General features: G+C 68.3%; 25 protein-coding genes. 14 read left to right on the top strand and 11 right to left on the bottom strand.

Annotated features, from left to right (window positions below; translation table 11 throughout):
• Positions 1-40 precede the first annotated feature (40 nt).
• The 9 genes from ACV22V_RS26635 to ACV22V_RS26675 all read left to right on the top strand — a co-directional run bounded on the left by ACV22V_RS26635 (position 41) and on the right by ACV22V_RS26675 (position 9,873).
• Entirely contained in the window at positions 41-2,884 is a 2,844-nt protein-coding gene (locus ACV22V_RS26635) for a sensor histidine kinase (protein WP_059533263.1), read from the top strand.
• Positions 2,877-3,575, top strand: coding sequence for a two-component system response regulator KdpE (gene kdpE, locus ACV22V_RS26640; protein ID WP_059533261.1), 699 nt, complete (start codon positions 2,877-2,879; stop codon positions 3,573-3,575). The genes ACV22V_RS26635 and kdpE overlap by 8 nt, the downstream gene beginning before the upstream one ends.
• Before the next feature lie 158 nt (positions 3,576-3,733).
• Positions 3,734-4,018 carry a putative hemolysin gene (locus ACV22V_RS26645; RefSeq protein ID WP_059533259.1) on the top strand — a complete coding sequence of 95 codons (285 nt, stop codon included), beginning with the start codon at positions 3,734-3,736 and terminating at the stop codon, positions 4,016-4,018.
• A gap of 180 nt (positions 4,019-4,198) precedes the next feature.
• On the top strand, positions 4,199-4,519 hold the full coding sequence (gene sugE, locus ACV22V_RS26650) for a quaternary ammonium compound efflux SMR transporter SugE (RefSeq protein ID WP_059533257.1): 321 nt from the start codon (positions 4,199-4,201) through the stop codon (positions 4,517-4,519).
• Between the two features lie 222 nt (positions 4,520-4,741).
• On the top strand, positions 4,742-5,359 hold the full coding sequence (locus ACV22V_RS26655; protein WP_040144699.1) for a DUF4126 domain-containing protein: 618 nt from the start codon (positions 4,742-4,744) through the stop codon (positions 5,357-5,359).
• A 107-nt stretch (positions 5,360-5,466) separates the two neighbouring features.
• A complete protein-coding gene (locus ACV22V_RS26660) occupies positions 5,467-7,971 on the top strand; it encodes an ABC transporter permease (protein WP_448016027.1) in 2,505 nt (834 codons plus the stop codon).
• A 42-nt stretch (positions 7,972-8,013) separates the two neighbouring features.
• Complete coding sequence (locus tag ACV22V_RS26665) at positions 8,014-8,424, top strand: group II truncated hemoglobin (RefSeq protein ID WP_059533253.1); 411 nt, start codon at positions 8,014-8,016, stop codon at positions 8,422-8,424.
• Positions 8,425-8,527: 103 nt separating this feature from the next.
• Positions 8,528-9,259, top strand: coding sequence for an alanyl-tRNA editing protein (locus ACV22V_RS26670; RefSeq protein ID WP_059689391.1), 732 nt, complete (start codon positions 8,528-8,530; stop codon positions 9,257-9,259).
• The gene (locus ACV22V_RS26675; RefSeq protein ID WP_448016015.1) at positions 9,256-9,873 is read left to right on the top strand and encodes a DUF924 family protein; all 618 of its coding nucleotides are present in this window, start codon (positions 9,256-9,258) and stop codon (positions 9,871-9,873) included. The genes ACV22V_RS26670 and ACV22V_RS26675 overlap by 4 nt, the downstream gene beginning before the upstream one ends.
• Before the next feature lie 101 nt (positions 9,874-9,974).
• On the opposite strand, the gene ACV22V_RS26680 is transcribed toward ACV22V_RS26675, so the two are convergent.
• The 11 genes from ACV22V_RS26680 to ACV22V_RS26730 form a co-directional block, all read right to left on the bottom strand.
• Positions 9,975-11,870: an ArnT family glycosyltransferase gene (locus tag ACV22V_RS26680; RefSeq protein WP_448016016.1), complete on the bottom strand. Its 1,896-nt coding sequence runs from the start codon at positions 11,868-11,870 to the stop codon at positions 9,975-9,977.
• A gap of 229 nt (positions 11,871-12,099) precedes the next feature.
• A complete protein-coding gene (locus ACV22V_RS26685) occupies positions 12,100-12,864 on the bottom strand; it encodes an SDR family oxidoreductase (RefSeq protein WP_059533247.1) in 765 nt (254 codons plus the stop codon).
• 22 nt (positions 12,865-12,886) lie between these two features.
• Positions 12,887-13,468: an LOG family protein gene (locus ACV22V_RS26690; RefSeq protein WP_059533245.1), complete on the bottom strand. Its 582-nt coding sequence runs from the start codon at positions 13,466-13,468 to the stop codon at positions 12,887-12,889.
• The gene (locus ACV22V_RS26695; RefSeq protein ID WP_059533242.1) at positions 13,465-14,220 is read right to left on the bottom strand and encodes a TetR/AcrR family transcriptional regulator; all 756 of its coding nucleotides are present in this window, start codon (positions 14,218-14,220) and stop codon (positions 13,465-13,467) included. The genes ACV22V_RS26690 and ACV22V_RS26695 overlap by 4 nt, the downstream gene beginning before the upstream one ends.
• Before the next feature lie 192 nt (positions 14,221-14,412).
• Positions 14,413-14,949 carry a diacylglycerol kinase gene (locus ACV22V_RS26700; RefSeq protein WP_059533240.1) on the bottom strand — a complete coding sequence of 179 codons (537 nt, stop codon included), beginning with the start codon at positions 14,947-14,949 and terminating at the stop codon, positions 14,413-14,415.
• Positions 14,946-15,980 (bottom strand): glycosyltransferase family 4 protein, encoded by a 1,035-nt coding sequence (locus ACV22V_RS26705; protein WP_059533238.1) that lies wholly within the window; start codon positions 15,978-15,980, stop codon positions 14,946-14,948. The genes ACV22V_RS26700 and ACV22V_RS26705 overlap by 4 nt, the downstream gene beginning before the upstream one ends.
• Positions 15,981-16,010: 30 nt before the next feature.
• Positions 16,011-16,949 (bottom strand): UDP-2,3-diacylglucosamine diphosphatase, encoded by a 939-nt coding sequence (locus tag ACV22V_RS26710; protein WP_448016017.1) that lies wholly within the window; start codon positions 16,947-16,949, stop codon positions 16,011-16,013.
• Positions 16,950-17,219: 270 nt separating this feature from the next.
• The gene (locus ACV22V_RS26715) at positions 17,220-17,660 is read right to left on the bottom strand and encodes an RDD family protein (RefSeq protein WP_373557202.1); all 441 of its coding nucleotides are present in this window, start codon (positions 17,658-17,660) and stop codon (positions 17,220-17,222) included.
• A 78-nt stretch (positions 17,661-17,738) separates the two neighbouring features.
• On the bottom strand, positions 17,739-18,500 hold the full coding sequence (locus ACV22V_RS26720) for a DUF3106 domain-containing protein (protein ID WP_059703399.1): 762 nt from the start codon (positions 18,498-18,500) through the stop codon (positions 17,739-17,741).
• Between the two features lie 26 nt (positions 18,501-18,526).
• Positions 18,527-18,952 (bottom strand): DUF3619 family protein, encoded by a 426-nt coding sequence (locus tag ACV22V_RS26725; RefSeq protein ID WP_059533231.1) that lies wholly within the window; start codon positions 18,950-18,952, stop codon positions 18,527-18,529.
• Complete coding sequence (locus ACV22V_RS26730; RefSeq protein ID WP_059468121.1) at positions 18,949-19,512, bottom strand: RNA polymerase sigma factor; 564 nt, start codon at positions 19,510-19,512, stop codon at positions 18,949-18,951. The genes ACV22V_RS26725 and ACV22V_RS26730 overlap by 4 nt, the downstream gene beginning before the upstream one ends.
• 352 nt (positions 19,513-19,864) lie before the next feature.
• Between ACV22V_RS26730 and ACV22V_RS26735 the strand changes: the two genes are divergently transcribed.
• The 5 genes from ACV22V_RS26735 to pssA all read left to right on the top strand — a co-directional run bounded on the left by ACV22V_RS26735 (position 19,865) and on the right by pssA (position 25,003).
• The gene (locus ACV22V_RS26735; protein ID WP_059533230.1) at positions 19,865-21,628 is read left to right on the top strand and encodes an acetolactate synthase 3 catalytic subunit; all 1,764 of its coding nucleotides are present in this window, start codon (positions 19,865-19,867) and stop codon (positions 21,626-21,628) included.
• Positions 21,629-21,739: 111 nt separating this feature from the next.
• Positions 21,740-22,231: an acetolactate synthase small subunit gene (gene ilvN / locus ACV22V_RS26740; RefSeq protein WP_034207977.1), complete on the top strand. Its 492-nt coding sequence runs from the start codon at positions 21,740-21,742 to the stop codon at positions 22,229-22,231.
• Positions 22,232-22,326: 95 nt separating this feature from the next.
• The gene (ilvC, locus tag ACV22V_RS26745; protein WP_059533228.1) at positions 22,327-23,343 is read left to right on the top strand and encodes a ketol-acid reductoisomerase; all 1,017 of its coding nucleotides are present in this window, start codon (positions 22,327-22,329) and stop codon (positions 23,341-23,343) included.
• Positions 23,344-23,470: 127 nt separating this feature from the next.
• Positions 23,471-24,115, top strand: coding sequence for a phosphatidylserine decarboxylase (locus ACV22V_RS26750; RefSeq protein WP_059468119.1), 645 nt, complete (start codon positions 23,471-23,473; stop codon positions 24,113-24,115).
• Positions 24,116-24,130: 15 nt separating this feature from the next.
• On the top strand, positions 24,131-25,003 hold the full coding sequence (pssA, locus tag ACV22V_RS26755) for a CDP-diacylglycerol--serine O-phosphatidyltransferase (protein ID WP_059533226.1): 873 nt from the start codon (positions 24,131-24,133) through the stop codon (positions 25,001-25,003).
• The last annotated feature ends 110 nt before the right edge of the window (positions 25,004-25,113 follow it).

Consider the following 25,113-nt stretch of genomic DNA (forward strand, 5'->3'; position numbering starts at 1 on the left):
CGGTACTCGTTCGCAATCCCGCGCTTCGCCTTCCCGACGCATGAACCGCCCCGATCCCGACCAACTCCTCGACAAGCTGCAGCGCGACGAAGAAAAGCAGCGGCGCGGCCAGCTCAAGATCTTCTTCGGCGCGTCCGCGGGCGTCGGCAAGACCTACGCGATGCTGCAGGCCGCGCGCCAGCGCAAGCAGGATGGTGTCGACGTCGTCGTCGGCATCGTCGAGACCCACGGCCGCAGCGAAACCGCCGCGCTGCTCGACGGCCTCGACGTGCTGCCGCTCGCGCGCATCGACTATCGCGGCCGCACGCTCGCCGAATTCGATCTCGACGGCGCGCTCGCGCGTGCGCCGCAACTGATCCTCGTCGACGAGCTCGCGCATTCGAACGTGCAGGGCGCGCGTCACCTGAAGCGCTGGCAGGACGTCTACGAACTGCTCGACGCGGGCATCGACGTGTACACCACGGTCAACGTCCAGCATCTCGAAAGCCTGAACGACGTGGTCGGCGCGATCACCGGCATCCGCGTGTGGGAGACCGTGCCCGATCGCGTGTTCGACGCGGCCGACGAGGTCACGCTGGTCGACCTGCCGGCCGAGGAACTGCTCGCGCGGATGCGCGACGGCAAGGTCTATCTCGCGCAGCAGGCCGAGCGCGCGGTGCGCAACTTCTTCCGCAAGGGCAACCTGATCGCGCTGCGCGAACTGGCGTTGCGGCGCACGGCCGACCGCGTCGACGCGCAGATGCGCGAATACCGCGCCGACCGTTCGATCCAGCGCATCTGGCAGGCGCGCGAGCGGCTGCTCGTGTGCGTCGGGCCGGGGCCCGAGGCGCCGACGCTCGTGCGCGCCGCCGCGCGGCTCGCCGCGAGCCTGAAGGCCGACTGGATCGCCGTCTACGTGGAGACGCCGCGCCTGCAGCGGCTGCCCGACGCGCGGCGGCAGCGCACGCTCGACGCGCTGAAACTCGCGGCCGAGCTCGGCGCGGAGACGGCCACGCTCGCCGGCGACGACGCGGTCGCCGCGCTGATCGGCTACGCGAAGGTGCGCAACGTGTCGAAGCTCGTCGCGGGCGGCTCGCCGAAGGTCGGGCTCGCGCGCCGCTTCGCGCGGCCGTTCGGCGAAAAGCTCGCCGAGCGCGCGGGCGATGTCGACCTGATGCTGATCCGTGCGTCGGCGAGCGACGAAGTGCGCGCGACGCCGCTCGACGCGCGCGCGCGCGACTGGCGCGACACGTTCGCGCAATTCGGCATGCGGCGTTCGCCGCCGCGCCACTACCTGTACGCGGCCGCGATCTGCGCGGCGATCACCGGCGTCGCGAGCATCGTGTCCGAGCGGCTCGACCTGACGAACCTCGTGATGCTGTACCTGCTCGGCGTCGTGTTTTCGGCCGTGCGGCTCGGCCGCGGCCCGGGCGTGCTGCAGTCGTTCCTGTCGGTCGCTGCGTTCGATTTCTTCTTCGTGCCGCCGCGCATGTCGTTTTCGGTCAGCGACACGCAGTACCTGCTGACCTTCTTCGGGATGCTGCTGACGTCGCTCGTGATCAGCCACCTGACGTCGACGCTGACGCGCCAGGCGAGCATCGCGCAGCGTCGCGAGCGCCGCACCGGCGCGATCTACGCGATGGCGCGTGAACTCGGCGCGGCGTTGACGACCGAGCAGATCGTCGAGATCGGCAGCCGCCACGTGGGCGAGGTGTTCCGCGCGCGCGTGGCGTTCCTGCTGCCCGACAGCGCGGACCAGGTGCGGCAGAAGATCGAGGAGCCCGATGCGGTCGTCACGCTGACGGGCGCGGATCTCGACAGCGACGTCGGCCAGTGGGTGTACGACCAGCAGAAGCCGGCCGGCCGCGGCACCGACACGCTGCCCGCGACCGCCGCGCTGTACCTGCCGCTGAAGGCGCCGATGCGCACGCGCGGCGTGCTCGCGGTCGCGTCGCGCGACCCGCGGGAGCTCGAGGTGCCCGAGCAGTTGCGGATGCTCGATGCGTTCGCCGCGCAGATCGCGCTCGCGCTCGAGCGCGTGCACTACGTCGAGATCGCGCGCGACGCGCTCGTCAACATGGAGTCCGAGCGGCTGCGCAACTCGCTGCTGTCGGCGATCTCGCACGACCTGCGCACGCCGCTCACGACGATCGTCGGTTTTTCGTCGATGCTCGCGAACGGACGCGCGGCCGCGCAGGACGGCGACGCCGCGGCGGCCGAGCGCTTCGCGCAGCGCGAGGGCGAGCTGGTCGATGCGATCCACGACGAGGCGCTGCGGATGACGGGCATCGTCACGAACCTGCTCGACATGGCGCGGCTGCAGGCCGGCAGCCTGCAGCTCAAGCGCCAGTGGTCGCTGCTCGAGGAAACCGTCGGCGCCGCGCTCGCCGCGTGCAAGCGGGTGCTCGCGCGGCATCCCGCGCGCGTGGCGCTGCCGGCCGACCTGCCGCTCCTGCAGATGGACGCGGTGCTGATGGAGCGGCTGTTCACCAACCTGTTCGAGAACGCGGCGAAGTACACGCCGCCCGATACGTCGATCGAGATCGGCGCCGAGCGCGTGACCGACGACGGCCAGCCGTTCGTGCGCGTGCACGTCGACGATCACGGCCCGGGCCTGCCGGCCGGCATGGAAACGCGGATCTTCGACAAGTTCACGCGCGGCGAGAAGGAATCGGCGACGCCGGGCATCGGGCTCGGCCTCGCGATCTGCCGCGCGATAGTCGAGGCGCACGGCGGTAAAATCGGCGCGCTCAACCGTACCGCGCCCGACGGCCGCGTGACGGGCGCGCGCTTCTGGTTCACGCTGCCGGTCGACACGCCGCCGGCCGTGCCTGCCGTACCCGACGACGAAATCGACGTGCCCGGCGCATCGTCCCCCTCCGAGCCATTGCCAGACCATGAGTGAACCGAGCCTGACCGTCGTCCTGATCGAGGACGAGAAACAGATCCGCCGCTTCGTGCGCGCCGCGCTCGAAGAGGAGGACATCGCCGTGTTCGAGGCGGAGACGGGCAAGCAGGGGCTGATCGACGCGGCGACCCGCAAGCCCGATCTCGTGATCGTCGATCTCGGCCTGCCCGACACCGACGGCCTCGACGTGATCCGCGAGCTGCGCGGCTGGTCCGAGGTGCCGGTGATCGTGCTGTCCGCGCGCACGCAGGAAGAGGAGAAGGTCGCCGCGCTCGACGCGGGCGCCGACGACTACCTGACCAAGCCGTTCGGCGTGTCCGAGCTGCGCGCGCGGATCCGTGCGCAACTGCGCCGGCGCAACCAGGGCGGCGCGAACGAATCGCCGAAGGTGGGCTTCGGCGGCGTGACCGTCGATCTCGCGCTGCGCCAGGTGTGGCGCGACGGCGAGATCGTGCACCTGACGCCGCTCGAATACCGGCTGCTCGCGACGCTCGTGCGGCATGCGGGGCGCGTGCTCACGCACCGTCAACTGTTGCGGGACGTCTGGGGGCCGTCGCACGTCGAGAGCCATCACTATCTGCGGATCTACATGGCGCACCTGCGCCAGAAGCTCGAGCGCGATCCCGCGCAGCCCGAGCACATCGTCACCGAGACGGGTGTCGGCTATCGGCTCGTCGGCGCTGCGTGACGGCCGCGGCATGCCGCGTGACGTGATCTGAATGCAAGGCCGTCGCGCCGGTGAAGTTGCATCGGCGCGACATTGCCGCCGCATGCGCCGGCCGTGCACACCGGCCACGGATTCCCCGCTATGCTGACCGTTCCGCGAACGAAACCGAGGAGCGTGCCATGTCCGTCCGTCTCGTCGTCATCAGTGCGCTGGCGCTTGCCGCGTCCGGCGCGTTCGCGCAGCCGCTGCCGCCCGGGCAGCAGCCTTCGGCGCCGCAGCAGGCGCTCGCCAATCCCGCGTCGGTCAATTGCGAAAAGCTCGGCGGCCGCCACGTGATCCGCAACCTGCCGAGCGGGCAGGTCGGCATGTGCGTGTTCAAGGACGGCCGCGTGTGCGACGAATGGGCGTTGTACCGCGACGACCGCTGCATCGGCGGTGGCGGCGCCAAGCGCGTGTCGAACTGAGGCCGGACGCGGCAGGGCGGGCGTGGCCGCGCCAGGCGTCGGCCCGATCTCCGTTCGCGCCCGGCACCGGTGCATCCGGCATGCCCCGTAAGCCTCTTGTTATACTCGGCGCCGCCCGGGGACGACCCCGGGTCATTCGCTTCAACGGGGACGGCCCCATCCGATCCGGAGTACGTCGAGATGGCGTGGGTATTGTTGTTGATTGCCGGTTTGCTGGAAGTGGCCTGGGCGGCCGGCATGAAATCGTCCGAGGGTTTCACGAAGCTCGGACCGTCGGTGTTTACGATCGTGACGGCGCTTGCCAGCTTCGGGCTGCTCGCGGTCGCGATGCGCCAGTTGCCGCTCGGCACCGCGTATGCGGTGTGGACGGGCATCGGCGCGGTCGGCGCGTTCGTGTTCGGGATCGTGATGATGGGCGAGGCGCTCACCGCCGCCCGCGTCGCGAGCGCGTCGCTGATCGTGCTCGGGCTGGTCGGCCTGAAGCTGTCGTCGGCCGCCTGACGCCGCCGCGCCGGGCGCCGGCCGGCGCCGGTGCCCGGCCGTGACGCACTGCGGAATTGCGCCGGCCCTCGTGCCAGCCTGTCTATAATGGAACGCATTCGGGCCTGAATGTCGCCGCGCCGCGCTCGGCAGCGGCGCCGGTCGCCACGCGCCGCGCGGCCGGTCGTACCGGCTCGATCCGATCAATCGGCAAAGCGCACGGAAAAGTGCAAGGAGAGGGCCATGATCGAAGCCATTTCGCTCGGCGCGGGGCTCGCGTGGGCGAGCGGGCTGCGCCTTTACCTGACGGTGCTGATCGCCGGCGTGCTCGCGCGGGTCGGCTGGCTCCATCTGCCGGACACGCTCGCGGTCCTGACGTCGCCGTGGGTCATCGGCGCCGCCGCCGTGCTCGCCGTCACCGAATTCCTTGCCGACAAGATTCCCGCGTTCGATTCGCTGTGGGACGCGGTGCACACCTTCATCCGCATTCCGGCCGGCGCGGTGCTGGCCGCCGGTGCGCTCGGCCATGCCGACCCGACCGTGCTCGCGGTCGCCGGGCTGGCTGGCGGTTCGCTCGCCGGTGCCGCCCACGTCGCGAAGGCCGGCACGCGCGCGCTGATCAACCTGTCTCCCGAGCCGATCTCGAACTGGGTCGCGTCGTCCACCGAGGACGGCCTCGTGTTCGGCGGCCTCGCACTCGCATTCTTCGTTCCGCTCGCGTTTCTCGTCCTGCTCGCGGCGTTCATCGCGGCGTCGGCCTGGGCGCTGCCGCGCCTGTGGCGCGGCGTGTCGGGCGGCTTTCGCGGGATGGCGAACCACATGGTGTCGCGGCTCAACTCGATCGGGGGCAAGCGCGATTGAAGGCGCCGTCCCCCGTCGAGCGGCAGCACGCTGACCCGTCGCCGGCCGGGCGGCCCGGCCATGCCGGCCGCTTCGGCTGGCACGACCTGATCCGCCAGGCCGCGCGGATGACCGCGCGCGACTGGCGCGCCGGCGAACTGACGCTGCTCGTGCTGGCGCTGGTGCTCGCGGTCGCCGCGCTGACGAGCGTCGGCTTCCTCGCCGACCGGCTGCGTCAGGGGCTCGAGCGCGACGCGCGCCAGATGCTCGGCGCCGATTTCGTCGTGCGCGCCGACCATCCCGTCGATCCGTCGTTCGACCGCGAGGCGCGCGCGCTCGGGCTGCGCACCGCGACGACCGCGATCTTCCCGAGCATGATCGCATCGGCCGCCGGCGGGCAGGCGAGCGACGCGGCGCCCGCGCGCCTCGCGGCCGTGAAGGCCGTATCGCCCGGGTACCCGCTGCGCGGCGCGGTCGAGATCGTGCCGGCCGGCGCGAGCGCCGCGCACAAGGCGACCGCGATCCCCGCGCCCGGTACCGTGTGGGCCGATCCCGCGCTGCTCGACGCATTGCATCTGAAGGCGGGGGACACCGTGCGCGTCGGGCTGCGCACGTTCACGGTCGCCGCGTCGATCTCCCGCGAACTCGATCGCGGTTTCTCGTTCGTCAATTTCTCGCCGCGGCTGATGATGCGCGCGGACGAGCTCGCCGCGACGGGGCTCACCGGTTACGGCAGCCGCGTCACGTACCGGCTGCTCGTGGCCGGCGACACACCGGCCGTCGCGCGCTTCGAGGCTTACGCGCACGGGCGCGTCGACGGCGGCAAGCTGCGCGGCGTCGGTCTCGAATCGTTGCAGGAAGGCCAGCCGCAGGTGCGCCAGACGCTCGATCGCGCGCGCCATTTCCTGACGCTCGTCGCGCTCCTGACCGCGCTGCTCGCGGCGGTCGCGATCGCGATGGCCGCGCAGCGCTACATGCGGCGCCATCTGGACGGCTGCGCGACGATGCGCTGCCTCGGCGTGAGCCGCCGCACGCTCGGCGCGCTGTTCACGCTCGAATTCGCCGGCATCGGCATCGTCTCGGGCGTCGCCGGCGCGGTGCTCGGCTACGGCGGCCACTGGGCGCTTCTCGCGGCGCTCGGCAGCCTGATCGACGTGGTGCTCCCGCCGCCCACGCCTTGGCCCGCGCTCGTCGGGATCGGCGCCGCGCTCGTGCTGCTGCTCGGCTTCGCGCTGCCGCCGCTCGCGCCGCTCACCCGCGTGCCGCCGGTGCGCGTGCTGCGGCGCGACTGGGGCGACGCGTCGCGCACGGCCTGGGCCTTGTACGCGCTCGGCGTCGTGCTGTTCGCGGGGCTGTTGATCGTCGCGGCGGGCAATCTGAAGCTCGGGCTGATCGTCGCGGGCGGGTTCGCGGGCGCCCTGGTCGGTTTCTCGCTGATCGCACGGCTCGCGCTGTATGCGGCGGCGCGCGCGGTGCGCGATGCGCGCGTGGCCGCAGGCGTCGGCTGGCGCTACGCGCTCGCGTCGCTGCACCGGCGCGGCACGGCCAGCGCGCTGCAGATCACCGCGCTCGCGCTGGGCCTGATGTGCCTGCTGCTGATCGCGATCACGCGCAACGACCTCGTCGCCGGCTGGCGGCAGTCGACGCCGCCCGATGCGCCGAACCAGTTCCTGATCGACATCCAGCCCGACCAGCGCGACGACGTCGCGGCATGGCTCGCCGCGCACGGCGTACGCGACGCGGTGCCGGCGCCGATGGTGCGCGGCCGGCTCGTCGCGATCAACGGCAAGCCGGTGAACCCGGATGCGTATCCGTCGGACGAGGCGCGCCGGCTCGTCGACCGCGAGTTCAACCTGTCGTATACGACCGAGCTGCCGTCCGACAACCGGATCGTCGAAGGCGACTGGTTCGGCCGTTCGGCCAGCCCGCAGATCTCGATCGAGGCCGGGCTCGCGAAGACGCTGAACGCGAAGCCGGGCGACACGCTGCGCTTCGACGTGACGGGGCTGACGGTCGATGCGCCGATCACCAGCGTGCGCAAGCTCGACTGGGGCTCGTTCCGCGTCAACTTTTTCGTGCTGATGCCGCCGCCCGTGCTGAAGGATTTTCCGGCCGTCTACGTGACGAGCTTCCACCTGCCGGCCTCGCAGGCGGCGCTGCTCGATCCGCTGATCGCGCGCTACCCGAACCTGACCGCGATCGACGTTGCACCGATCCTCGCCCAGTTGCAGCGGATGATGCTGCAGGTGGTCGGCGCGGTGCAGTTCCTGTTTGCGTTCACGCTCGCGGCGGGCGTGCTCGTGCTGTACACGGCGCTCGCCGGCTCGCGCGACGAGCGCGTGCGCGAGGCCGCGCTGCTGCGCGCGCTCGGCGCGTCGCGCGCGCAAATCAATGCGGTGCAGCGCGCGGAATTCATCGTCGTCGGTGCGCTGGCCGGCGCGCTGGCGTCGGCCGGTGCGATCGCGGTCGGCTGGGTGCTCGCGTCGCGCGTGTTCGACTTCCGGCTTGCCGTCGATCCGTGGCTCGTGCCGGCCGGCATCGCGGCCGGCGTCGCGTGTGCCGGTGCGGCCGGCTGGCTGAGCCTGCATAATGTGTTGCGGCGCCCGGCGCTGCAGTCGCTGCGCGACGCCTGAGCGTCGCCGGCGGCCCCGACTATCCCGTTTCCGATTATCCGTATGACCGATGTGAATGATGAGGCGCCGTCGCAACCGACGGCGTTCGAGCTCGTGGGCGGCGAAGCCCGCGTGCGTGAAATGGTGGATCGCTTTTACGACCTGATGGACCTCGAGCCCGAGTTCGCGGAGATTCGCGCGCTGCATCCGGCGTCGCTCGACGGATCGCGCGACAAGCTGTTCTGGTTCCTGTGCGGCTGGCTCGGCGGCCCGGATCACTACATCAGCCGGTTCGGCCACCCGCGGCTGCGCGCGCGGCACCTGCCGTTCCCGATCGCGTCGGTCGAGCGCGATCAGTGGCTGCGCTGCATGGCGTGGGCGATGGAGGACATCGGGTTGGCCGAGCCGCTGCGTGAACGGCTCATGCATTCGTTCTACGACACGGCCGACTGGATGCGCAACCGGCCCGGTTGATCGACCGGTACGCCGCTGTCCGTACGCCGGACGATCTGCGTCTGGGCGCCTGGCCGGCGCGGCGCGACACTGTCCGCTTTCCCAACGATACGAGGCTCGCCCGATGACGACCCACGCACTGTTTCGCGAAGATGCCTATCTGACGCAATGCGAGGCCGTCGTCGCGGCCATTGGCGATGACGGCATCCGGCTCGACCGCACCGTGTTCTATCCGCTTGGCGGCGGGCAGGCCGGCGACAGCGGCACGCTGACGCTGCCTGACGGCAGCGCGATCACGATCGCCGACACGCGCAAGGCGAAGTTCGACGGCGCAACGCCCGACGACGCCGTGCACGTGCCCGCGACGGGCCAGGAAGCGCGCGTCGCGGCGCTCGCACCCGGCGCGCGCGTGATCGCGGACATCGACTGGCTGCGCCGCTACCGGCACATGCGGCTGCATACGGCCGCGCACCTGATGTGCGCGGTGCTGCCGTATCCGGTCGACGGCTGCAGCGTGACAGCCGACTACGTACGGCTCGATTTCGCGACGTCGGACGCGATCGATCGCGTCGACGTCGAGCGCCGTCTCGCGGCGCTGGTCCACGGCGCGCATGCGGTCACGACCGAATGGATCACCGACGCCGAGATGGCCGAGCGGCCCGACCTCGTGCGCACGATGAGCGTGAAGCCGCCGATGGGGCTGGGCCGCGTGCGGCTGCTGCGCATCGAAGGCGTCGATCTGCAGCCGTGCGGCGGCACGCATGTGCGCAATACGTCGGAAATCGGCGACCTGCGGGTCGCCAAACTTGAAAAGAAGAGCGCGCGGACTCGGCGCCTCGTACTGGAGTTTGCATGACGATCGACAACCTGACGGACAGTGCCGCGGCGCTCGATCCGCAAGCGCGCGAGATTCTCGATTTCTGGTTCGGCGAGCCGGGTTCGGTCGAGTTCGGCCACGCGCGCAAGGTGTGGTTCAACGGCGGTGCGGCGTTCGACGATGTGCTGCGGACGCGCTATGGCGCGTTGCTCGACGCCGCGTGCGACGGCGCCCACGATCGCTGGGCCGACACGCCGCTCGGCGCGCTCGCGCTGATCGTGGTGCTCGACCAGTTTTCGCGCAACATTCATCGCGGCACGCCCCGTGCGTTCGCCGCCGATCCGAAGGCGCTGGCGCTCGCGCGGCGCGTCGTCGCGGCCGGGTGGGACGCGCGATTGCCGAGCGGCCATCACTGCGCGTTTGCGTACCTGCCGTTCGAACATGACGAATCGGACGAGAGCCAGCGCGAGGCCGTGCGCCTGTGCGCGGGCATTCGCGGCGAGGCCGGGTGCGAGAGCTATCACGACTTCGCGTTGCGTCATGCGGCCGTGGTCGAGCGCTTCGGCCGTTTTCCGCACCGGAACGCGATTCTCGGCCGTACGTCGACCGATGCGGAGACGGCATTCCTGCGCGAGCCGGGCTCGTCGTTCTGACGTGCGGGGTGGTGGGGCGGCGCGCGTGAAAGCGCGCTCGAGCGCCGCTTGGCCGGCCTTCCGGAAATGACGACGGCGCCGTTTCGCGGCGCCGCCTTGCATCACTGCGTTTCGTGCTCTTCGGGGGTGCGCACGTAGACGCGCAGCAGTTCCTCGTCGTCGCCCGGGCGGGCGCCGGTCCAGAACAGCTTCCACTCGCTGCCCGGCGCCGGATCGACTGCCCGCACGCCCTGGACGATCATCCACGTGCAGCGGGTCGTCTTCGCGTCGTCGATCGGCGTGTGCTGGATACCGGAGAAGTAGTACAGCATCGGCGCTTCCGATTCGCCGAGCCCGTGCAGGCTCGCCATGCAGTCGCCGTCGCTCCATTCGAGCGCGAGATGCGCATTCAGGTCGTCGAACACCGACCGGTAACTCTTCGCGACGTCGAGCCAAGGCAGCAACAGCGTATACACGAGACCCCACGCGACCAGCGCGCCCGCGCCCCACGACAGCGCGCCGCGCCACAGGCCGGTCGTGCGCAGCTTCGGCAGCAGCCACAGCCAGCCGACCGTCAGCACGAGCGCGCCGATCACGAACCCGGGCACGATCGGCATCGTCCAGTCGAGCGGCAGCCATCGGCCGAGCGGCGCGAGGTCAGCACGCGATGCACCCGGATCGGCCATCACCGCCCAGATTCCCCACGCAAGCGCGACGACGGTGCCGAACAGCAGACGACTCACGTAATCCCACGCGAGATGCAGCCCGCGCGGCAGGCGCTCGATCGCCTGCGCGGCAACCAGCGCGAGCGGCGCGAAGAACGGCAGGATGTAGAGCTGGCGCGAGGTCGCGGACACTTGCAGCACCGCGAGGCCAACCCCGGCGAACAGGACGGGCAGCGCGATGCGCGGCGTGCGCCAGTCGCGCCATGCGCCGCGCGCCAGCGCGACGATCGCGAGCGGCGCGACCGGGAAGCCGAGCAGCAGGAACGCACGCAGGATGAAGAACGGCTTGTCGTTTTCCGCGCCGAGTTCCGGCACCGAGAAACCGAAGAAGCGGCCGACGTTGTTGTCCCAGAACCAGGTCATGAACAGCGTCTCGGAACGCAGGAACAGCGCGGTCGGCCAGATGAGCGCGAACGGTGCGAACACCAGCGCGGCGACGCCGAGCGAGCGCGCGAACGCACGCGTACGGCACGCGGGGTAGAGCACCAGCGCGCCCGTGAGCGTGGCCGCGAACACGAGCGGCACGAACAGGCCCTTTGCCATCAGCGCGATGCCGACGCCCGCGCCGAAGATCGGCGCGGCCCAGCGGCCGGACGGCCGCACCGGCAGCCCGTGCCGCATCTGGCGCGCCCGCGCGACGTGCTGCATCACGAGCTCGAGCAGGCCGCAGAAGCCCATCGCGGTGCCCGCGAACAGCGCGACGTCGGTCATCATGTCGTGCACGTGCTTGACGACGACGAGCGTGCTCGCGCTCAGCACGACAGGGCCGATCACGCGCAGGTCGAGCCAACTGTCGGCCCGGCTGGCACTGCGCGCCGCGCGTGCGATGAAGCCGAACGCGAGCGCCGCGAACAGCGCGCTCGCGAGCCGTGCCGCGTCGTGCAGCGGCATCACCCGCTGCAACAGCCACGCGAGGCTCGTCGCGACCCACGCGTAGAGCGGCGGCTTTTCCATGAACGGCTGGCCCGCGTTGGTCGGTACGACGAAGTCGCCCGTCTCGAGCATGTGCTGGATGATGCCGAACGTATAGGTTTCGTCCTGCTTCCACGGATCGTGGCCGAGCACGCCCGGCAGCGTGTACGCGCAGACCAGCGCGGCAACCAGCAGCCAGACGCGCCAGCCGAGCCGGAGGACGCGATCGCGGGCGGTGTCCGTCCCGGCGGTGCCGGCCACGGAAGGCGTACCGGCGGCATGGAGTGTCGCGCTGAGGTCGGGATCGGTGGCTGAGCGGGTGTGCGTGGCCGGAGCGGGCACGGACGTGCGTCGCCGGCCGGGCGCTGCGGTTCCTGGCATGGAAAAGATCTCGGTCGGGTCAAGCCGGTCCGGCGACATGGGCCGGACCCAATAAGGGTCGCATCAAAGCGAGATGACAGCCGGATGACCGGCTGTTTTTTGACTTGGCGCTAGTAGAGCACGGAACTGTTACGGATGTTTACTGAAATGGTCACGATATTGTGGAGATTTGTGGTGTCGTGACCACGGACCGCTTCAGCGGTCCGTTTTTCCCCCTTTTGGGGCGCGATTACCGGCCGCCGCCGACGTCGAGCAGGGCGCCCGTCGTGTATGACGCCGTATCGCCGAGCAGCCAGACGATCGCTTCCGCGATCTCCTGCGCCTCGCCCGCGCGGCCGAGCGGCGTCTGCGCGCCGAGGCGTGCCGCGCGGCCCGGCTGGCCGCCGCTCGCATGGATTTCGGTCTCGATCAGGCCGGGCCGCACCGCGTTGACGCGCACGCCGTGCGGGCCGAGTTCCTTCGCGAGGCCGATCGTCAGCGAATCGACCGCGCCCTTCGAGCCGGCATAGTCGACATACTCGTTCGGCGAACCGAGCCGCGATGCGATCGACGACACGTTGACGATCGCGCCGCCGCGCCCGCCGCGATCGGTGGACAGCCTGCGCGCAGCTTCGCGCGCGCACAGGTAGGCGCCGAGCACATTGGTATCGAACATCCGCCGCAGCCGGTCGACCGGCATGTCGGCGAGCGGCATCGACGGCGCGACGATCCCCGCATTGTTGACGAGCGCGTCGAGGCGACCGAACGCCGCCGCGACGGTGTCGAACATCGCGATGACGTCCGCTTCGTTCGCCACGTCGCCGGCGACGACGCACGCGCGTGCGCCGGCGTCGCGAACGGCTTGCGCGGTCAGTTCGGCTGCCGCCGCGTCGCGTGCGTAGTTGATGCCGACGTCCCAGCCGCGCTCGGCCGCGAGCACGGCGGTCGCGCGGCCGATGCCGCGGCTCGCGCCGGTGATGAGGACGGCCTTGCGCTCGGACGACGGTGCGGGCATTGCGTGCGGCTCCCGGTAGACGTTACTTGGCCGCGTCCGGCGCCCACTTGTCGCGAACGGGCGGCTGGTAGCGGCGCAGCTGTTCGATCAGCGCGACCGGTTCGGCGTCGAGGCACAGCGCGTCGAAGTAGGTCGGGCGCATGAAGCCTTCGTCGACCGTGTGGCGCAGCAGCGCGATCAGCGGATCGTAGAACGAATCGATGTTGTACAGCGCAACGGGCTTGCGGTGATAGCCGAGCTGCGCCCACGTATAGACCTCGAAGAATTCCTCGAGCGTGCCGGCGCCGCCGGGCATCGCGACGAACGCATCCGCGAGGTCGGCCATCATTTTCTTGCGATGGTGCATGTCGGGCACGACGTGCAGCTCGGACAGCCCGGTATGGCCGACTTCCTTGTCGACCAGCAACTCGGGGATCACGCCGACCGCATGGCCGCCGGCCGCCATCACTTCATCGGCGATCACGCCCATCAGGCCGACGCGGCCGCCGCCGTAGACGAGCGTGAGGCCCGCATCGACGAGCGCGCGGCCGAACGCGCGCGCGGCGTCCGCATAGACGGGCCGCACGCCGGACGACGAGCCGCAGTAAACACAGACTGCCTTCATTGTTTCGCATCCTTCGCGGCGGGCTTGGCGGCGACCGGGCTGCCCGCGGGGCGCGGCGAACCGTCGCGCGGCGGCAGGTAGTCGGTGAACTGGCGCTTGGGCAGCTTGCCGGAGACGAGATCGTCGAACAGCTGGCGCGAACGGCCGCGCAGGTACGGAGCCATGATCGAGATCACGTGCATGCTCACCTGGTGCAGCTCTTCGCGGATCGCGTCCTGGTCGTTGTATTTGCGCGGGTGCATCACGTACTGATACGACAGCCAGTACGTCGAGATCACGGCCATGTTGGTGGCGATGACTTCGATCTCGGCGGGCGTCGCGACCATTTCGGCGTCGGACACGAGCAGCTCGCACATGTCGTGCGCGAAGCGCACCTTGTGGCTGATGATCTGCTTGAAGTGCGTCTCGAGCGTGCGGTTGCGCGCGAGCAGGTCGTTGAGGTCGCGATACAGGAACCGGTAGGTCCACATGAAGTCGGCCATGTACTGCAGGTACGACCAGGTTTCGTCGATCGTCGGACGGTGATCTTCGGGAAAGCGCAGTCGCCGTTCGATCTGCTGCTCGAACTGCGCGAAGATGCTGTTGATGATGTCGTCCTTGTTGCGGAAATGGTAGTACAGGTTGCCTGGACTGATTTCCATTTCCTCGGCGATCGTCGTGGTCGTGACGTTCGGCTCGCCGATCTCGTTGAAGAGTTTCAACGACAACTCGAGAATCCGTTCGCGGGTGCGGCGGGGAGGTTTCGCTTCCATGTCGTCCGGCCCTGTGTGTGCCGGACTGGCGGGCGCTGCAATCGATGCTGCGAGATTCGTCCGGCGCGGGTTGCTGTTCTAAGTCTGGCGGACGATTATAAACCGCGCTTTCCTTACATCGGGCGCATTTCGTGATCGCGATGCGTTCGGCGCATGGTGCAGCGCCGCACGCAGGCGGTGCCGCAGGTGCCGTCAGAAGCCGAGCCAGCGTGCGATCACCGGGCCGAGCACGAAGCCCCATGTCGTCACGCACGCGAACAGCGCGACCGTGACCGCCGCGCTGCCGAGATCCTTCGCGCGCTTCGACAATTCGTGGCGCTCGAGCGAGATGCGATCGATCGCGGCCTCGACGCTCGAGTTGAGCAGCTCGACGATCAGCACGAGCAGCACCGACGCGATCAGCAGCGCGCGCGATGCGGCGGGGACCGGCGAAAACGCACCGATCGGCAGCATCAGCGCGGCGAGCGTGAGCTCCTGGCGAAACGCGCTCTCCTCGCGGATCGCGACGCGAAACCCGTTCAGCGAATGCTTGAGCGCGTACCACGCACGCGTGATGCCGCGGTGGCGCTTGTACGGATTCGGCGGCAGCGGCGCGAGCCGATCGTCGGGGCCGAGCGGTTCGTGCGTGTGCACGTCCGCGTCGGCGTGAGGCTCTTCTTCGTCGAACGGACGATGCGGTTGCGCCGTCGCGGCAGGGGGCGGGGTCTTGTCGTTCAGGTCTCGTTTCAAACGGCGGCACCTTCGGCGGGCGAGTACGCAGTCTTCGGCAGCGGTTTCAGATGCGACGCGAACTGCTCGGACGCCGCGCGCCACGAGAAGCGCTCGGCCCATGCGCGGGCAGTCTCGCGTTCGATCTTGAGCGCCTCGAGGCAGGCTTCCTGCAGGTCTTCGTGCATCGCGCCGGCATCGCCCCCGCCGAGCACGTCGATCGGGCCCGTGACCGGGTACGCGGCGACCGGCGTGCCACACGCGAGGGCCTCCAGCAGCACGAGGCCGAACGTGTCGGTGCGACTCGGGAACACGAACACGTCGGCCGCAGCATACACCTTGGCGAGCTCGGCTTGCGACAGGACGCCGAGATAGTTCGCTTCCGGATAGCGCGATTTCAGTTCGGCGAGCGCGGGACCTTCGCCCGCGACCCACTTCGAGCCGGGCAGGTCGAGGCGCAGGAACGCCTCGACGTTCTTCTCGATCGCGACGCGGCCGACGTACAGGAAGATCGGCCGCGCGGTATTGAGCACCTTCGACTCCATCGGCCGGAAGATGTCGAGGTCGACGCCGCGCGTCCACAGCACGACGTTCGTGAAGCCGAACTTCTCGAGGTCCTGCTTCACGACCGGGGTCGGCGCCATCACCGCGAGCGACGGCCCGTGGAACCAGTGCAGGAACTTGTAGGTCGCCGACAGCGGAATGCCGAAGCGCGCCTGCACGTATTCCGGAAAGCGCGTGTGATACGCGGTCGTGTACGGCAGCTTGCGCGCGCGCGCATAGCGTCGCGCGGCGAGGCCGAGCGGGCCTTCGGTCGCGATGTGCAGCGCATCGGGGGCGAACGCATCGATCCGGGCGCGCAGCTTGCGGTACGGCAGGATCGACAGGCGGATCTCGGGGTAGGTCGGGCAGGGCACCGTGCGGAATTCCAGCGGCGTCAGCATTTCGACCCGGTGGCCGAGCGCGGTGAGTTCGCGGGAGGTGCTCTTCAGCGTGCGCACGACGCCGTTGACCTGCGGCTCCCACGCGTCGGTGACGATCATGATCTTCATCGCGGCATGTGTCCTGTAAGTGGAGTTGTGTCAGGCGGTGGCCTTGGCCTTGCGCGACGGGGCTGCGGACGGCGCGGCGCGCATCGCCGTCCAGTAGATGATCTTCAGCTCGCCTTCCATCGTTTCGACGAGCGCGGACAGGCTCTCGACCCAGTCGCCGTCGTTGCAGTACAGCACGCCGTCGATGTCGCGGATCTCCGCCTTGTGGATGTGCCCGCACACGACGCCGTCGCAGCCACGGCGGCGCGCCTCGTCGGTCATCACGGTCTCGAACTGCGAGATGAAGTTCACGGCGTTCTTCACCTGATGCTTCAGGTACTGCGACAGCGACCAGTACTGGAAGCCCAGCCGGCTGCGAATCCGGTTGAACCAGCGGTTCAGCACGAGGATCAGCGTGTAGAGCGTGTCGCCGAGATACGCGAGCCATTTCGCGTGCTGGATCACGCCGTCGAACAGGTCGCCGTGGACGATCCACAGGCGCTTGCCCGCGAGCGTCGTGTGAAATGCCTCGCCGCGCACCTGGATGTCGCCGAACGCGAGGTCGCAGAACTGCCGCGCGCCTTCGTCGTGGTTGCCCGGGATGTAGACCACCTGCGTGCCCTTGCGCGCCTTGCGCAGGACCTTCTGCACGACGTCGTTGTGCGCCTGCGGCCAGTACCAGCCCTTCTTCAGCTGCCAGCCGTCGATGATGTCGCCGACGAGGTACAGGTATTCAGAATCGTTGTGGCGCAGGAAGTCGAGCAGGTACGACGCCTGGCAGCCGCTCGAGCCGAGATGGATGTCGGACAGCCAGATCGTGCGGTAGCGATGGGTGGACGGCTCGGGGTCGTCGTGCTGCCTGGCGTGCGCGGCCGTCGGCTCATGCGACGAAAGGGCATCGGTTGCGGCCGAGCCGGACAGGAAGGCGGTGACGGCGCGGGCGCCGAGCGGTTGACGGAACAGGGAGGTCGCGGACGTTTTCTGGCCCATGCATGACTCGCGCCGGTTGACATTACCGGCATTGCGCCATGCGGGCGTGACCATGCCGTGACAGTCACGAGACGTTCTTATTACTGTCGTTCCGGCGTGTTTAGCAGTGAATGCGGCGGCGTTGCGTAATCTGCCGAACCGACCGCCCCGCGGCGATCGGGCAAGCCGTGAGCGGTGGCCGTAATTGCGCCTTCGAGGGGTTTCGTCTGATGGATGCGCCGACGCGCGGAACGGGTCGCGGTCCCGCGGACCGCGCGGCGCGTCAGCGCGTCACCGCGGAATCGCGACGACGCGCGTGCGGGCGATGCGGTCGTGCGGGAACTGGCGATCGGGGTGCAGGCGGGCGGCGCCGGCCCATGCGACGAGCCACGCGGCCGCCAGCGCGAGCGTGACGGGCACCGACAGGCCGAGGAGCGGATGCAGCGCGAGCGGGGGCAGGAACCACAGCCACCCGAGCGCGTAGCGGACGAGCGCGTGGCCGGCGCTCAGCGGACGGCCGGTCGACGATTCGAGCCGCAGCCGCCAGGTCTTCATCGGCAGCGTCTGGCCACCATGGGTCCAGAACCAGACGAAGTACGCGCCGACGACGAGCGCGATCCATGCGGCGAGGAGATTGTGATGAACGAGGCCGTTGCGCTGCTGCGTCGCGAGGCTGAATGCGAGGCCGGCGAAGAACACGATGCCGAACAGCAGCACGGCTTCGTACAGCATCGCGGCGAGGCGTCGCCGCACGGACGGCGCGGCGACGACGGCCGGGGCCTGGGGTGCGGGGGCGCTCGCCACGTCGGGTCAGGAACCCTTGAACATCGACGGCGCGTCGGCCGGCGAGACGGGCGTGACCGTCGCAGGCGCGGGTGCGGTGCCTGGCATGGATGATGCCGCGACGGGCGGCGTGCCGCCGCCGGACGTGGCGGGCGCCGATGCCGCCGCGGCGTTGCTCGCCGGATGCTCGTGCGAATTGACGAGGCGGCGCACATCGCGGTCGGCGACCGTCGGCGGCGCGCTGACGACGCTCGGCCGGCGACGGCGCTCGGTCGCGGCGAGGCGCTCCTTCTGTTCTTCGGGAAGTTGCTGGTAGGCCTTCCACGCACGCTCGCGCGCCTGCGCGGACAGCTCCTTCGCGCTCTGGTAATTCTCGCGCGCGACGCGGCGCTGCTCGGGCGTCATCCGCGCCCACTCGGACATCCTGTCCTGCAGGTGCTTCTGCTCATCGGGCGTCAATTTCGCGAAACGTGACGCGATCTTCAGCCATTTGCGCTTGCGTGCATCGCTGAAGCCGTCCCATTGATCGGCGAACGGCGCGAGTGCCGCGCGTTGCGCGGGTGTCAGGCGCGCCCACGACAGCGGGCCGTTGGCGGCCGGCAGCGGCAGGGGCAGCGGGGCGAGTTCGGTGGTCAGCCCGGCGGCGGCCGAAGTCGGCGCGGGCGCGCTGCTGGCCGCGGCGGAGACCGTCGCGGCAGGCGGGTTGAATCGGGAATAGGTGGCGACGTAGGAAACGGCGATCGCGATCACGCATCCGAAAAATACGGCCAGGCCGCGTTTCTGACTCACCCGTGCGATCCCCTCGTTATTCTCTGTTAGCGTGCGTGCGAAAGATACGCGTTGAACCCGTGATCGAGATACGCGTTGAGCGGCAGGTCGTCGCTGAGCATCGCCGCGTCGATGTCGGCGAGTTCGGCGGTGCGCTGCATGTCTTCCCAGTACGCGATGCCGACGAGCCCCGCGAGCAGCAGCGCGAGCGGCCAGGCGCGCAGCAGGCGGCGCGCGAACGACGTTTGCGGGCGACTCGCGGGCGGCGTGCCGTATGCGGCCGCGGCACCGGCGAAGGCGGGCACGAACACCGGCGCGGTCGCGGCTTCCGGCTTCTTGCGCGCGAGCGCGGCCCGGCGTGCGACGGCCAGACGGTCGGCGGTCGCGGCAGGCAGCGCCGCGGCACGTTCGTCCAGCGCGCGGCGGACCTTCAGCGCGAATTCGTGTTCTCGATTTACGGGAGCGGAGCTCATAGCGTGATTCCTTTGGCCTTGAGCGCTTGCGCCAGGGTGTGGGTGGCTCGCGAGCAGTGCGTCTTGACGCTGCCTTCGGAGCACCCCATTGCGGCGGCAGTCTCGGCGACATCCATATCTTCCCAATAACGCATCAGGAACGCTTCCCGTTGACGCGTTGGAAGTTTCTGGATTTCTTCGTCGATCAGGGCCAGAACCTGCTCCCGCTCGAGGCGGTGCTCGGTGCTCTCGACGCCCGCATTGTCGTCCGCGGACTCGAGCGTTTCCAGCGGATCGAAGTCCTCGTCGTCCGTGTTGTTGAGCGACGAGAAGAGCGTCACCCAGGTATTGCGGACCTTCTGCCGGCGGAACCAGTCGTGGATCGCGTTCTGCAGGATCCGCTGGAACAGCAGCGGCAGCTCGGCCGCCGGCCGGTCGCCGTACTTCTCCGCCAGCTTGATCATCGCGTCCTGCACGATGTCGAGCGACGCATCGTCGTCGCGCACGGCGTACGCAGCCTGCTTGAACGCGCGCCTTTCGACGCCCGCCAGAAAGTCGGCGAGTTCCTTGTCTGATGCCATTCCGTAAAGGTATGCGCTGCGGACTGCGGCGTGTGAAAGGTCGAAAAATTTCGTAAAACCCGCGGATGCTAACAAATTTTCGCGCGACTTGGCACCGTCGACGGCTCGGTACGTTGCGCGCGAGCAGCGTCCGCGGGCCGCCGGGCGGGGCGCATGATGCGCTGCGGGATATTTTGCTTGACGACCCAATCATGACCCGCTATCGTCAGCGATTCGCAACATGAAGTGATGGTCTCATTTGAGGCTGGCCCAAGAAGCCCGCCCTTCAAACTGGACGCGCCGCTTGAACCCGAGCCACAAGCCCGGCAGAGAGCACCCGATCAATTTTTTGCCGAAAATTCGAAAGGTCAAAATGAACATGCCCAGCGCGGAATTCTCCACGTCGGAACCCCTTTCCCCTCCCGATAGCGACTCCATCGGCGCCACCGTGCTCATGAAGGCACTGGCCGACGAGAACGTCGAATTCATCTGGGGCTATCCCGGCGGCTCGGTACTCTACATCTACGACGAGCTCTACAAGCAAGACAAGATTCAGCACGTGCTGGTGCGCCACGAACAGGCGGCCGTGCACGCAGCCGATGCGTATGCGCGTTCCACCGGCAACGTCGGCGTCTGTCTCGTGACGTCCGGCCCCGGTGTCACCAATGCGGTGACCGGCATTGCAACGGCCTACATGGATTCGATTCCGATGGTCGTGATCAGCGGCCAGGTGCCGACTGCCGCGATCGGCCAGGACGCGTTCCAGGAGTGCGACACGGTCGGCATCACGCGTCCGTGCGTGAAGCACAACTTCCTCGTGAAGGACGTGCGCGACCTCGCGGAAACCGTCAAGAAGGCGTTCTACATCGCCCGCACCGGCCGCCCGGGCCCGGTGCTGATCGACATCCCGAAGGACATCTCGAAGACGCCGTGCCAGTACGAGCCGGTCAAGAGCGTGTCGCTGCGCTCGTACAACCCCGTCACGAAGGGCCATTCGGGCCAGATCCGCAAGGCCGTGTCGCTGCTGCTGTCGGCGAAGCGTCCCTATATCTATACGGGCGGCGGCATCATCCTCGCCGACGCCGCGCGCGAACTGAACCAGTTCGCCGACCTGCTCGGCTACCCGGTCACGAACACGCTGATGGGCCTCGGCGGCTATCGCGCGTCGGACAAGAAATTCCTCGGCATGCTCGGCATGCACGGCACGTACGAAGCGAACATGGCGATGCAGCACTGCGACGTGCTGATCGCGATCGGTGCCCGCTTCGACGACCGCGTGATCGGCGACCCGGCGCACTTCGCGTCGCGTCCGCGCAAGATCATCCACATCGACATCGACCCGTCGTCGATCTCGAAGCGCGTGAAGGTCGACATCCCGATCGTCGGCGACGTGAAGGAAGTGCTGAAGGAGCTGATCGAGCAACTGCAGACGGCCGAGCACGGCCCCGACACCGACGCGCTCGCGCAATGGTGGAAGGATATCGAGGGCTGGCGTTCGAAGGACTGCCTGAAGTTCGACCGCGACAGCGAGATCATCAAGCCGCAGTACGTGGTCGAGAAAGCCTGGGAGCTGACGGACGGCAACGCATTCGTGTGCTCGGACGTCGGCCAGCACCAGATGTGGGCCGCGCAGTTCTACCGTTTCAACAAGCCGCGTCGCTGGATCAACTCCGGCGGCCTCGGCACGATGGGTTTCGGCCTGCCGGCAGCGATGGGCGTCAAGATGGCGCACCCGGACGACGACGTGCTGTGCATCACGGGCGAAGGCTCGATCCAGATGTGCATCCAGGAACTGTCGACCTGCCTGCAGTACGACACGCCCGTGAAGATCATTTCGCTGAACAACCGCTATCTCGGCATGGTCCGCCAGTGGCAGCAGATCGAATACAGCAAGCGCTATTCGCATTCGTACATGGATGCGCTGCCCGATTTCGTGAAGCTCGCCGAAGCGTACGGCCATGTCGGCATGCGGATCGAAAAGACCTCGGATGTGGAGCCGGCGCTGAAGGAAGCGCTGCGCCTGAAGGACCGCACCGTGTTTCTCGACTTCCAGACCGATCCGACCGAAAACGTCTGGCCGATGGTACAGGCCGGCAAGGGCATCACCGAGATGCTGCTCGGATCGGAAGACCTGTAACGGCGCGACGCGCGCCGGGGCCGAGGCGGCCGCCTTCACGAAGGGCGGTGCGGCATCGGGCGGCGCGCGGCGCGAGTGAATCGACACGGACACATTCTGGAAGAAGCGAACATGAGACACATCATTTCCGTCCTGCTGGAAAACGAACCGGGCGCGCTGTCGCGCGTGGTCGGTCTGTTTTCCGCACGCGGCTACAACATCGAAACCTTGACGGTGGCGCCGACCGAAGACCAATCGCTGTCGCGGCTGACCATCGTTTCCATTGGCTCGGACGACGTGATCGAACAGATCACGAAGCATCTGAACCGCCTGATCGAGGTGGTGAAAGTGGTGGACCTGACCGACGGTGCACACATCGAACGCGAGCTGATGCTGATCAAGGTACGTGCAGTGGGCAAGGAGCGCGAAGAAATGAAGCGGATGTCGGATATTTTCCGCGGCCGCATCATCGACGTGACCGAAAAGACCTACACGATCGAATTGACGGGCGCGAGCGACAAGCTCGACGCATTCATCCAGGGGCTGGACGCGACCGCGATCCTAGAGACCGTGCGTACCGGCAGCTCCGGCATCGGACGCGGCGAGCGCATCCTGAAGGTGTGATGCCGGACAGGCACGCCGGGTGCGCCGTCATGTCCCGGCCCGCAGTACTCCATCTGAACGAATTGTTGAATTTTTGAATTGGCGAAGGAACCATCATGAACGTTTTCTACGATAAAGACGCTGACCTCTCCCTCATCAAGGGCAAGCAAGTCACGATCATCGGCTACGGCTCGCAAGGCCATGCGCACGCACTGAACCTGAAGGACAGCGGCGTGAACGTGACGGTCGGCCTTCGCAAGGGCGGCGCGTCGTGGAGCAAGGCCGAAAACGCAGGCCTGTCGGTCAAGGAAGTCGCGGAAGCGGTGAAGGGCGCGGACGTCGTCATGATGCTGCTGCCGGACGAGCAGATCGCCGACGTGTACGCGAAGGAAGTGCACGCGAACATCAAGCAGGGTGCCGCACTGGCATTCGCGCACGGCTTCAACGTCCACTACGGCCAGGTGATCCCGCGCGCCGACCTCGACGTGATCATGATCGCGCCGAAGGCTCCGGGCCACACCGTGCGCGGCACGTACTCGCAAGGTGGCGGCGTGCCGCACCTGATCGCGGTTGCGCAGAACAAGTCGGGCGCGGCACGCGACATCGCGCTGTCGTACGCGGCAGCGAACGGCGGCGGCCGTGCCGGCATCATCGAGACGAACTTCCGTGAAGAAACCGAAACCGACCTGTTCGGCGAGCAGGCTGTGCTGTGCGGCGGTACCGTCGAGCTGATCAAGGCAGGTTTCGAGACGCTGGTCGAAGCCGGCTACGCGCCGGAAATGGCGTACTTCGAGTGCCTGCACGAGCTGAAGCTGATCGTCGACCTGATCTACGAAGGCGGCATCGCGAACATGAACTACTCGATCTCGAACAACGCCGAATACGGCGAGTACGTGACGGGCCCGCGTGTCGTCACGGAAGAGACGAAGAAGGCGATGAAGCAGTGCCTGACCGACATCCAGACGGGCGAGTACGCGAAGAGCTTCATTCTCGAGAACAAGGCAGGTGCGCCGACGCTGCAGTCGCGCCGCCGCCTGACGGCCGAGCACCAGATCGAGCAGGTCGGCTCGAAGCTGCGCGCGATGATGCCGTGGATCGCGAAGAACAAGCTCGTCGACCAGACGAAGAACTAAGCACCGCGTGCTGTTCCGGCCCTTCGAGTGGAGGGTCAGTATCAAAAAGCCGTCCGAAGGCAGCAGTGCCCCGGGCGGCTTTTGCTATCCTACGGGCTTTGCAATTCACCGAACACCGAACGAACCCATGAACTATCCTCATCCGATCATCGCGCGCGAAGGCTGGCCGTTCATCGCGATTGCAGCCGTCATCGCGTTGTTGATCCACGCCGTCGGGGGCTTCGGCTTCGCGTGGCCGTTCTGGCTGCTGCTCGTCTTCGTCGTCCAGTTCTTCCGCGATCCGCAGCGCCCGATCCCGGCGCAGCCGAACGCGGTGCTGTGCCCGGCGGACGGCCGCATCGTCGCGGTCGAGACCACCCAGGATCCGTACGCGAATCGCGAAGCGCTGAAGATCAGCGTGTTCATGAATGTCTTCAACGTCCATTCGCAGCGTTCGCCGGTCGACGGCGCGGTCACCAAGGTCGAATACTTCCCCGGCGCGTTCCTGAACGCGGCGATCGACAAGGCGTCGACCGAGAACGAGCGCAATGCGGTCGTGATCCAGACGGCGAGCGGCAAGACCGTCACCGCCGTGCAGATCGCCGGCCTCGTCGCCCGCCGGATCCTCTGCTACGTGCGTGCCGGCGAGCCGCTGTCGCGCGGTCAGCGCTACGGGTTCATCCGCTTCGGTTCGCGCGTCGACGTGTACCTGCCGCTCGGCAGCCGCGCGAAGGTGTCGATCGGCGAGAAGGTCTACGCGTCGTCGACGATCCTCGCCGAGCTCGAACAGTAAGCGGCGGGACGCACGATGGCCGCATTCAAACCGCGTCGTCCGCGCAACGGCTCCGGCCAGGCGCCACGCCCGTTCCGCCGCAACAAGGTGATGGCGCAGGACCCGGCGCCCATCGAGAGCCGCCGCGCCGCGCGCCAGCGGTTCCTGAAGACGCGCGGCATCTACCTGCTGCCGAACGCGTTCACGACCGCCGCGCTGTTCTGCGGCTTCTTCGCGGTCGTGCAGGCGATGAACGTGCGCTTCGAGATCGCCGCGATCGCGATCTTCGTTGCGATGGTGCTCGACGGGATGGACGGGCGCGTCGCGCGGATGACGCATACGCAAAGCGCGTTCGGCGAACAGTTCGACAGCCTGTCGGACATGGTGTCGTTCGGCGTCGCGCCGGCGCTCGTGATGTACGAGTGGGTGCTGAAGGATCTCGGCCGCTGGGGCTGGCTCGCCGCGTTCGTCTACTGTTCGGGCGCCGCGCTGCGTCTCGCCCGCTTCAACACGAACATCGGCGTCGTCGACAAGCGCTTCTTCCAGGGGCTGCCGAGCCCGGCCGCGGCAGCGCTGATCGCCGGTTTCGTCTGGCTCGCGACCGACAACCGCGTGCCGATGAAGCTCGGCTGGCTGCCGTGGGTCGCGTTCGCACTGACGATCTACGCAGGCGTGACGATGGTGTCGAACGCGCCGTTCTACAGCGGCAAGGCGCTCGACGTGCGGCACCGCGTGCCGTTCGCGGCGATCCTGCTGGTCGTCGTCGCGTTCGTGCTCGTGTCGTCCGATCCGCCGTTGATGCTGTTCTGCCTGTTCGTGCTGTACGGGCTGTCCGGCTACGTGTTTTGGGCCTACATGGCCGTGCGCGGACGGGCGAACCCCGCGCGCTCGTCGCAGCGCGATCACTGACGCGCAACCTGCCCGACAACGGCGGCCTCGGATGTGATTCCGGGCCGCCGTTTTCATTTGCCCCTTTTTCGCACGGCGCGGCCCGGCATCCCGGGTGCAGTCCGATTGCG

This window comes from Burkholderia sp. AW33-5 (assembly GCF_053427615.1).